Genomic DNA, 9,400 nt, shown 5'->3' on the forward strand with positions numbered 1-9,400 from the left:
TAATAAGGGTTAGGCTTGTTTGGGTATTATCAAACAAGCCTTTTTTATGAATGTTCATAGGAAGTAGAAGTTTCAGATAATTGTTTTACAGGACAGATTTCGCTATGCTTAGATTAAGTTTGCTTGCAATTCACACAATTGCTTGATGGAATGGGAGGCTTTTCGATTAATGAATGCTCAAATACAGAATGTTTTAGAAAATATAGAAAAAGTAATGATTGGTAAAAGAGAAATTGCCGAGCTCAGTATTGTCGCATTATTGGCAAGAGGGCATGTTTTGTTGGAGGATGTACCTGGAGTAGGAAAGACAATGATGGTGCGAGCACTTGCAAAATCTTTTGATGCACAATTTAAGCGTATTCAATTTACGCCAGATCTATTGCCATCAGATGTAGTCGGTATTTCTATTTATAATCCAAAGACAATGGAGTTTGAATTTCGTCCTGGTCCAATCATGGGGGATGTTGTACTAGCCGATGAAATTAACCGAACGTCTCCGAAAACTCAATCAGCCTTGTTAGAGGGAATGGAAGAGGCTTCTGTTACTATTGATGGGAAAACGTTGATAATCAATCAGCCATTTTTTGTGATGGCTACACAAAATCCCATTGAGCATGAAGGTACCTATCCTTTACCTGAAGCACAACTAGATCGATTTCTCTTAAAGATAAAAATGGGCTATCCATCTAGGGGGCAGGAAGTTGAAATTTTACGAAGAGCTGAGAATGGTAAAGCCATTGAAAAAATCGAAGCGGTATTATCGGTAGCGCAATTAATCGAATTACAGGAACTTGTTCAAGGTGTGTATGTAGAAGATTCTGTTAAAAATTATATGGTGGAGCTTGCTACCCTAACAAGGGAAAATAATTATGTCTATTTAGGTGTGAGTCCTCGTGCCACAATAGCACTAATGAAAGCTTCTCAAGCTTACGCATTTTTGAAAGGGCGAAGCTATGTTACCCCTGATGATGTTCAATATTTAGTGCCATTTGTTTTTAGTCATCGTTTAGTTTTAAAACCAGATGCACGCTATGATAATGTGACGGCAGACGAAATTATCCAGCGTATCATTGCTAAAACACCAGTTCCGACAAAGAGGTTTGCAGAACAATGAGGCGATGGAAAGCTTTTGTAGAAAAAAGTAAACATTTCCTATTAATCGCTTTCTTGATGATCGTAACATTTTGTTATGCAATGTTCCAAGGTGGATTTGTGAGCTGGTTTGTATTTTTTACGGTTAGTCCGTTTTTAGTGTATGCATGTATGTTCTTTATCGTTAGAGAGGATATTTTACTAATCGAACGTAAGATTGACCCGATTCATATAGAACGCGGTCAATCAGCGAAGGTGCTTATTACGATAGAACGTAAAACACGTTTTCCGTTTGCCTATATCGTAATGGAGGAACTTGTGGATAGTGAGGGATTAGTGCAAGCTAAAATACAAAATGCGAATGCCATTAAGTTCGTTGGATTTAAAAAAGACTTTAGCTGGCAATATGAATTGGAGAATATGCCACGTGGTGAACATCGCTACCTAGGTGTTACAATTATTTTCTACGATTTTTTTGGCTGGGCTAAAAAGGTTGTCGTAGCAGAAAAGGACCAAACTATTTTAGTTTACCCAAGAATACAAGAGATGAAATATGCTGCGCTTCAAACAAAATATGATGTTGGCCCGATGATGTCACCATACTCTATTGTGAAGGACACATCGATGGCTGTTGGATTAAGAGAGTACGTTCCTGGAGATCGTTTTTCATGGATTCATTGGAAATCATTTGCACGTACACAAAAGTTGCAGTCTAAGGAATTTGAGGATCGACAATCATCAGAACTAATGTTAGTGCTAGACGCAACAAAATCCATAATGTTTGAAGAAAAAGTGGAGTTAGTGGCTTCAATGCTACAGATGATCGTTCAGGAACGAGGAGATTTATCCTTTATTTCTGCTGGAGAAATGACGAAAGTATTCCCTGCTATACAGGGGGACAAGCATTTAGATCAGGTCATGTATTATTTAGCTGCGATAAAACCTACGGAGAATGTCAAGTTTCGATTTCATGACCAACAAGCCTTTAAGCAAGTTGCAACACTGCTTTATGTGACAAGTGATGTTTCAGATGAATTACTACATACTCTTGCAAATATTGTGAAAAGCTGTATTTGTTTTGTAGTGGCCAAGCAGCCACCAGTGCAATCTGAGCTTGCGATGCGGTATAAACATATTCAAGTTATTTATGTAAATCCAGCAGATTTCTATCATTTATTCACGGAGGTGATGAGACCGTGAAGCAAACATTAGGAGAATTTTTAGAATTAGCCATAGCTTATGTTATTGTATTTTTCATTTTGCGTGAATGGCTTATTCCCATTATGCAATTAACGAATACAGGTGGGATGCATCTTTTCTTAGTCTTTATCGGTATGTCTTTAGCGCTAAGTCTTTTCCGCGTACATCCTTTGCTATCAGGGTTAGTGAAGTTTGGTTATATTACCTGGTTTATCGTTTTTATCTATAGCCCTAGTCCTGTATTATCTGGTAATACATTGCCTTTTTTATTGGCTGAAGGGAAAGGGAACATAACCACGATTCTAACAGGTGACTTTGGACGGGTTTCAGATGTTTTCAGAACAGTATTATTTCTTGTGTTAATTTGGATGCTAGTTTATTTAATTCACCATTGGGTTTCGGTGCGAAAAAATATATTCTACTTCTTTGCCATGACCGTATTTTTTATTGCTACTTTGGATACATTTAGTGACTATGATGGTAAAGTGGCAATTGTAAAAGTTGTTGTTTTAGGATTAATCATGACAGGTGTTCTTTTTGTCAAGCGTCTATGGCTTCAAGTGGAAACTACAAGTACGGCAATGGAAAAATGGAAAATTGTGATTCCCATGCTAGTAGCTGTATTGCTCATTAGTTCTGTAGCATTCTTTTTACCAAAGACTGGACCAACATGGGCAGATCCTGTGCCCTTTATCCAAGGTGTTACTGGACAAGATGGAAATGGAAATGGTCAAAAATCAGTTGGTTATAGCCAAGATGATAGTCAGTTAGGTGGTCCTTTCCAAGGAGATAATACGTTAATTTTCACTGCCTCTTCTCGTGATCGCCATTACTGGCGCATTGAAACAAAAGATACGTATACGTCGAAAGGTTGGATTGTTTCAGAGGGGAACTTTGGGAAAAATGTTTATGAGTCAAATACACCCATTCTGACTTCTTTACAAGTCGGGCCACCTGAAAATGAACGTCAGATTCAATTAGACATTGCTGTTCCAATGCCATTTTTAATTCAAACATATGGTATGCTTTCTGTTTCGGCTCAAGATTCCACTTTATTTATTCAAGATGAGCAGACTGAAAGAATGAATATAGAACAACAGGTGGGGGAATCGAAATCATTATCAAACTATTCATTGTCTTATAGTGAGCCTGTTTATAGTATGGAGCAGCTCCAATTGTCATATCCAGCAACACTTGAAACAATGGATTCTTCCTTTGATCGATTTTTACAGTTACCAAACCAACTTCCTCAACGTGTAAGGGACTTAGCGTCTGAAATAACGCAAAAGAAAGATACGGTTTATGAACAAATTAAGGCTGTAGAAAGTTATTTTAGAACAAATGGTTTTAAATACGATAAAACGCAAGCTGCTATTCCTGGTGAAAATCAAGACTATGTCGATCAATTTTTGTTCGATACAAAAGTAGGGTATTGTGATAATTTCTCCACTTCAATGGTGGTACTTTTACGCTCAGTAGGGATCCCAGCTCGATGGGTGAAAGGTTTTGCGCCTGGAACTGCAGGCCCTGTGTCAGATGGGTTACGTGAATATCGCATCACGAATGACAATGCGCACTCATGGGTAGAAGCATTTATACCTGGAACGGGATGGATGGAGTTTGAACCGACAATCGGCTTTTCTGGAAATGTCAATATCGATTATGATATCCCATTAGATACGTCTGATGAGGAGGAAGTGGTGCAGCCAGAATCAAAACCCGAGCAGCCACAACCGCAAGAACAGGTAACCGAGAAGGAACAGATGAAATCAACATTTAGCTTTGATGCAATGTGGTTATGGATGAAAAAGTTTGCCTATGTTTGGGTAATAATTGTTGTATTATTCATAATCACGGGTATTTCTTTATTCTTACAGCGTAAAACGTGGATTCCTAAGATGCATGTTCGAGCATACCGTAAAAAAGTAGCGGATTGGTCAAATTTCGATTCTTCTTACCATGTTTTACTGAAGCAATTATCTCGCATTGGTTTGCGCAGAAAAGATGGAGAAACGTTAAGTGCATTCGCAGAGCGTGTAGATGCAGCATTAGAAACAGATGAAATGCAAAAGCTGACGGTAGTCTACGAGCAACATATTTATGGAAAAGACAAAGAAGATGTTGATTTCATGAAGCTGAAAGAAAGTTGGGAATATTTAATCAATCGCACTATCAGTTGATTTTAACGTAGACAAAGAGTAAAATGAAAAAAATTAAATGTAAGGATTGCTTTCATATAAGTTCGATAATAGGGTTCGGATGTTTCTACGAAATCACCTTAAATGATTTCTCTATGAAGGCGGATGTTTTCGTTAGGTGAAAAGTATAGTAAATCACTTTACTTTGCTACGCATTCGCCTTTATCAATATTCTAGAGCTTATGGACGCGTAGAAAGTTTTTTTACTTTCTTCGCGTTTTTCTTTGAACACATGAAAAATATCCTTTAAAAATAATAGAAGAGGTGGAAATTTTGACAGCTAGCCCTTTATTAAAAGAGCAAGAAAAAATCGTTGTATTAGACTTCGGCAGCCAATTTAACCAATTAATTACACGTCGTATTCGTGAATTTGGTGTTTTTAGTGAACTACATCCACATACGGTAACTGCAGAAGAAATTAAAGATATGAACGCAACAGGTATTATTTTCTCAGGTGGTCCAAACTCTGTTTATGATGAAAATGCCTTTCATGTGGATCCAGCTATTTTCGAATTAGGTTTACCGATTTTAGGTATTTGTTATGGTATGCAATTAATGGCACATACAAACGGCGGTAAAGTTGAAGGTGCTGAAACACGTGAGTATGGTAAAGCCGAAATTCAAGTAACAACACCAAACAAATTATTTGGTGAGTTACCTACAGAACAAATCGTTTGGATGAGCCATGGTGACCATGTAACAGAAGTTCCAGCTGGATTTGAAGTCATCGCAACTAGCGCATCTTGTCCGATTGCTGCAATGGCAAACGTTGAACGTAAACTATATGCTGTACAATTCCATCCAGAAGTACGTCACTCTGTATATGGTAATGATCTATTACGTCAATTCGTATTCGACATCTGTGAAGCGAAGGGCGATTGGTCAATGGCAAACTTCATTGAGCTTGAAATTGCAAAAATTCGTGAAATCGTTGGCGATAAAAAAGTATTATGTGCACTTTCTGGTGGTGTAGACTCATCAGTGGTAGCGGTGTTAATCCATAAAGCAATTGGCGATCAATTAACTTGTATGTTCGTAGACCACAACTTAAACCGTAAAGGTGAAGTTGAACAAGTAATGAAAACATTCACAGAAGACTTTGACATGAATCTTATTAAAATCGATGCACGTAAACGATTCATGGACAAACTCGCTGGCGTTTCTGATCCAGAGAAAAAACGTAAAATTATCGGTAATGAATTCATTTATGTATTTGATGAAGAGGCATCTAAGCTTGAGGGTATGGATTTCTTAGCACAAGGAACTCTTTACACAGATATTATTGAATCTGGTACTTCAACTGCACAAACAATCAAATCACACCATAACGTTGGTGGTCTTCCTGAAGATATGCAATTCCAACTAATCGAGCCACTGAAAACTTTATTTAAAGATGAAGTACGTGCGCTAGGCTTAGAGCTTGGACTTGACGAAAAAATCGTTTGGCGTCAACCATTCCCAGGTCCTGGATTAGGTATCCGTGTGCTTGGTGAAGTAACAGAAGAAAAATTAGAAATCGTTCGTGAATCTGATTTCATTCTACGTGAAGAAATCGCAAAAGCTGGTCTTGAGCGTGACATTTGGCAGTACTTTACGGTATTACCTGATATCCGTTCAGTTGGTGTAATGGGCGATGCTCGTACGTATGACTATGCAATAGGTATCCGTGCCGTAACATCTATCGACGGTATGACTTCTGACTGGGCACGTATTCCTTGGGATGTACTAGAGAAAATCTCTGTCCGCCTTGTAAACGAAGTAAAACACGTGAACCGCGTACTGTATGATATTACATCTAAGCCACCAGCAACGATTGAGTGGGAATAATAGCAAAAGCCCTAAAAGCCCTGAGAGGTTTTTAGGGCCTTTTTGATTTAATTCCTTCTGAATTTATGGCTTAATGAAGTATCTCAACTGCAAAAATTGCTGGTAAAGTGTTGTATGTAGTAAACTAAATGAATGCACAAGAAATTATACTATTCAGATTAGGGGGGGATTTAAATGGAGAAAAATAAACCAATGATTCATACATTAACGGTTGGGATGCCAAAAGAATTGGTTGATAGTAAAGGACGTTCAATGATTACAGGGATTGAAAAGCAACGAGTGCAAGAAGTTTATTTGTCCTCTCAAGGCTTTGAAGGGGATGATGTGGCAGATAAAAAACATCACGGTGGCCCTGATCGAGCAGTTTGTTTATATCCTGCGGAGCATTACATACAATGGGAACAGGAACTTGGAAAAACGTTACCTATTGCTGCATTTGGCGAAAATTTAACCGTAACAAATATGTTAGAAGCAGATGTGTGTATTGGTGATATTTATAAAATTGGAGATGCTGTCATTCAAATTACACAGGGACGTATTCCATGTAGTACGATTGATAGATATACCGAGGCAAACACATTACTCAAACGTTTAATCGAAACAGGCTATACAGGTTTCCTTGCGCGTGTACTTGAAGAAGGGACAATCTGTGCAGATTCAACAATTGAGCTTGTAGAAAAGCATCCTGCACGTATCTCTGTTTTGTATTGCAATGAAGTGTACTTCAAAAACAATGATGCAATCGCTATGAAACAAATACAAGCAGTAGATGCATTAGCAGAAGATTGGAAAGAAAAATTAGAAAAAAGAATTCAAATCTTGCAAAGTAAAGTGATGAGTTAAAACATAAGCTCAAAAGAAGGATCCTCTAGAATTTCTAGGGGATTTTTTCTTTAAACTGATTGGTGGAATGTTCAGTACAAAGCCTCTTTAGTAATGTATTTAATAGAACCTGAACATTAAATAAGAATTTTACACGAACTTTCGTATTTCTTTTTAGAAAAATGTTCGGAAATAGGGTTGAAATCTAAAAAACGAAATGATATATTACGAATGTAAATTAAATACGTCGTCGTATAATGTCGGGGATAAGGCCCGTGAGTTTCTACCAAGTTACCGTAAATAACTTGACTACGATTTAGGTTTATACATAAACGTATAAACACTAATTTGTTTCACACACTAATTGTGATGAAATATATCGTAGACATGCGACTAGTAGAGTAGTCAGCGTGTCTTTTTTGTTTTCGATATTGAAGACGACCACACGGAGGATTTTTTGATAATGAAAAAATATTTCATGTTCGATGAATTAGGAACTAATTATCGCCGCGAAATAATAGGCGGTATTACAACCTTCCTTGCAATGGCATATATTCTAGCTGTTAACCCAGGTATTCTAGAAAATGCAGGGATGGATAAAGGTGCTGTTTTCGTAGCAACAGCATTAGCAGCAGCAGTCGGTTCTTTGATTATGGGGATTTTCGCTAAGTTTCCGATTTCACTTGCTCCTGGGATGGGGTTAAATGCATTCTTTGCATTTACTGTAGTCGGAGCATACGGTATTCCGTGGCAAACTGGTTTAACAGGCGTGTTTTTCTCAGGGATTATCTTTATTATTTTATCTTTAACTGGTATCCGCGAAACTGTTATTAATGCTATTCCAGTACAACTTAAGTATGCAGTTTCTGCAGGTATTGGTTTATTTATTACTTTTGTTGGTTTACAAGGAGCAGGGATCATTGTCGATAGCCCAGCGACTTTAGTCACTTTAGGAAGTTTCACAGGCGCTACTTTATTAGCGGTATTCGGAATTATTCTTTCAGTTATTCTTATTATTAAATTGCGCAGTATCGGTATTTTCTTAGGAATGGTGATTACTGCAATTATTGGGATGATCACAGGTATCATTGATCCTCCAACAGCAGTTGTATCAGCTATTCCAAGTGTAGATTCTACATTCATGGTAGCACTAGAACCACTTGGTGACTTCGGTACATTATTTAACGTGAAGTTTTTAGTAGTAGTGTTAACATTCTTGTTTGTTGATTTCTTTGATACAGCTGGTACTTTAATGGCTGTTGCGACACAAGCAGGCTTAGTAAAAGATAATAAATTACCGCGTGCAGGACGTGCCTTAATGGCAGATGCACTAGCAACAACTATCGGTTCTTTATTTGGTACGTCAACAACAACAGCGTATGTAGAGTCAACTTCTGGAGTTGCTGCAGGCGCTCGTTCAGGATTTTCAGCAGTCGTAACAGCAGTACTGTTCTTAGTTGCATTATTCTTCTCACCATTACTAGCAGTGGTAACACCAGCAGTTACTGCCCCAGCTTTAGTAATCGTAGGGGTACTAATGGTATCGTCCTTACGTTTAATTGATTGGGACAAATTCGAAATAGCAGTACCTGCATTCTTTACAGTGTTAATGATGCCACTTGGCTATTCAATTGCTACTGGTATTGCAATCGGCTTTGTATTCTATCCAATTACAATGTTATTAGCCGGTCGTAAAAAAGAAATTCACCCAATGATGTACGGTCTATTCTTTGTTTTCCTTGCATACTTCATTTGGGTACGTTAGTTAAACAGACACCTTTAATTGTTAGTAAGTTGCTAACAATTAGAGGTGTTTTTTATTGAGTTGATTCAAAATAAAAGAAGTTATTATTTTAACAGTTATATAGAAGGAACTCGGTTTTAAATAATGTGAATAGTTTTACTTTAATGAAACACTTGCAAACTTAAATTTAAGATGATATATTTAAACACGTTGTTACGAAACAAACGGACAACTTAAAAAATATTAACATAAACAGTTGACAGTGAGTTAACATTATGTTAAATTATAAAAAGTTACTTAGTGTAACTAGTAAATGAACCTTGAAAACTGAACAAGCAAAACGTAATCAATAAAGTTTTAAGTAGCTAGTTTTGCTAGTGAACGAAACACAATTTTGGACATCAAACATGATGCCAGCAAAACAATTTGAGCTAATCAAATTTCTTTTATGGAGAGTTTGATCCTGGCTCAGGACGAACGCTGGCGGCGTGCCTAATACATGCAAGTCGAGCGAACA

6 protein-coding genes, 1 rRNA gene and 2 riboswitches are annotated in these 9,400 nt (G+C 37.4%); all 7 genes read left to right on the forward strand.

The genetic code is table 11. The annotated features are described in order from the left end of the window. The first annotated feature begins 169 nt into the window (after positions 1-169). The gene (locus tag NY607_RS22705; RefSeq protein WP_131522318.1) at positions 170-1,114 is read left to right on the forward strand and encodes an AAA family ATPase; all 945 of its coding nucleotides are present in this window, start codon (positions 170-172) and stop codon (positions 1,112-1,114) included. Then, positions 1,111-2,292 (forward strand): DUF58 domain-containing protein, encoded by a 1,182-nt coding sequence (locus NY607_RS22710; protein WP_259420412.1) that lies wholly within the window; start codon positions 1,111-1,113, stop codon positions 2,290-2,292. The genes NY607_RS22705 and NY607_RS22710 overlap by 4 nt, the downstream gene beginning before the upstream one ends. Continuing rightward, positions 2,289-4,472 (forward strand): transglutaminase TgpA family protein, encoded by a 2,184-nt coding sequence (locus NY607_RS22715; RefSeq protein WP_259420413.1) that lies wholly within the window; start codon positions 2,289-2,291, stop codon positions 4,470-4,472. Before NY607_RS22710 ends, NY607_RS22715 begins: the two co-directional genes overlap by 4 nt. Before the next feature lie 32 nt (positions 4,473-4,504). Beyond that, positions 4,505-4,606, forward strand: a riboswitch (purine riboswitch). A 157-nt stretch (positions 4,607-4,763) separates the two neighbouring features. Beyond that, on the forward strand, positions 4,764-6,317 hold the full coding sequence (guaA, locus tag NY607_RS22720; RefSeq protein ID WP_131522315.1) for a glutamine-hydrolyzing GMP synthase: 1,554 nt from the start codon (positions 4,764-4,766) through the stop codon (positions 6,315-6,317). Between the two features lie 174 nt (positions 6,318-6,491). Continuing rightward, a complete protein-coding gene (locus NY607_RS22725) occupies positions 6,492-7,160 on the forward strand; it encodes an MOSC domain-containing protein (RefSeq protein ID WP_237898753.1) in 669 nt (222 codons plus the stop codon). Between the two features lie 209 nt (positions 7,161-7,369). Beyond that, positions 7,370-7,471: riboswitch (purine riboswitch) on the forward strand. A 131-nt stretch (positions 7,472-7,602) separates the two neighbouring features. Next, positions 7,603-8,904 (forward strand): NCS2 family permease, encoded by a 1,302-nt coding sequence (locus NY607_RS22730; RefSeq protein WP_131522313.1) that lies wholly within the window; start codon positions 7,603-7,605, stop codon positions 8,902-8,904. Positions 8,905-9,328: 424 nt separating this feature from the next. Further along, positions 9,329-9,400: ribosomal RNA gene (locus NY607_RS22735) — 16S ribosomal RNA — on the forward strand; the annotation flags it as partial.

Origin of the sequence: Lysinibacillus sp. A4 (assembly GCF_024919535.1) — a bacterium.
Classification (GTDB): Bacteria; Bacillota; Bacilli; order Bacillales_A; family Planococcaceae; genus Lysinibacillus; species Lysinibacillus capsici.